The sequence below is a fragment of the Shewanella algicola genome (genome assembly GCF_014648035.1).
Taxonomy (GTDB): Bacteria; Pseudomonadota; Gammaproteobacteria; order Enterobacterales; family Shewanellaceae; genus Shewanella; species Shewanella algicola.
Genome location: NZ_BMQI01000142.1, coordinates 1 through 1,124 on the forward strand (window position 1 = coordinate 1; position 1,124 = coordinate 1,124).

General features: G+C 41.4%; 1 protein-coding gene. It reads left to right on the forward strand.

Going from position 1 to position 1,124, the window contains the following annotated elements:
• Positions 1 to 45: 45 nt before the first annotated feature.
• The coding region (locus IEY42_RS22110) for an ISAs1 family transposase (RefSeq protein ID WP_188927318.1) at positions 46 to 1,124 on the forward strand (1,079 nt) is incomplete at its 3' end.

Sequence of the window (1,124 nt, forward strand, 5' to 3'; positions counted from 1 at the left end):
AATACAGCGTTCGTGATCTTATACTCTCTTTTCAGGAGTATAAGCATGTATATCGAAGCCTTCACAAGCCACTTTAGTCACATCATCGACCAGCGCCAAACGGCCAAGGTAACATACCCTTTAGAGGATATATTATTTGTGAGCTTATGTGCCGTCATCGCGGGCGCAGAAGGTTGGTCTGATATACATTGTTATGCTGATGGTCATATAGCGTGGTTTCAAAAGCACGGTTACTTAAAAGAAGGTGTACCTGCTGATGATACCATTGCACGAATTATTTCTCGCATTGATCCCGATGAGTTTAGTGCATGTTTCATGCAATGGATGCAAGCAGTCCACAATGCAAGTGATGGCCAACTTATAGCGATAGATGGAAAAACGTTAAAAGGTTCTTATCAGCGTAATGACCGTTTATCAACGATACACATGGTCAACGCATTTGCTTGCGAAAATAAGTTAGTGCTGGGGCAATTAAAGACCAGTAACAAATCTAACGAAATCACCGCCATTCCAGATTTACTACGACTCTTAGACATAAATGAAAAACTTGTTTCCATCGATGCGATGGGGTGCCAGAAATCAATTGCGGCACAAATAGTAAAGCAAGATGGTGATTATCTACTTGCTGTAAAATCGAATCAAAAATCATTGCATGATGCGATAGTTTCGGCTTTTTCCTCAATACGGCAAGCCCCTTTATCACCGCTAGCTATCGAGAACAAACACGGTAGAGTTGAAGCGCGAGCTTATCATGTACTTAGTGCAAATGAACTTGAAGGTGACTTTAGTGAATGGCTAGGGTTACGTTCAATTGGTATGGCGATGAGCTATAGACATTGCGATGGTAAAGGAGCATTAACTTATCGATACTATATAAGTTCGGCAGAATTACCAGAGCAAAAATTTGCAGATGCCGTGCGCTCTCACTGGTCTATCGAAAACAGTTTACACTGGGTGCTAGATGCTTCAATGGGTGAAGACCATTGCCAGATTTATCAAAATCATGCAGCAGAGAATTGGTCATTATTACGCAAACTATCGTTAAATATGCTCCGCTCAGAACCCTCTAAGGGAAGTATCCCGATGAAACAAAAACGAGCATGGATGAAACCTGAGTATTTAGA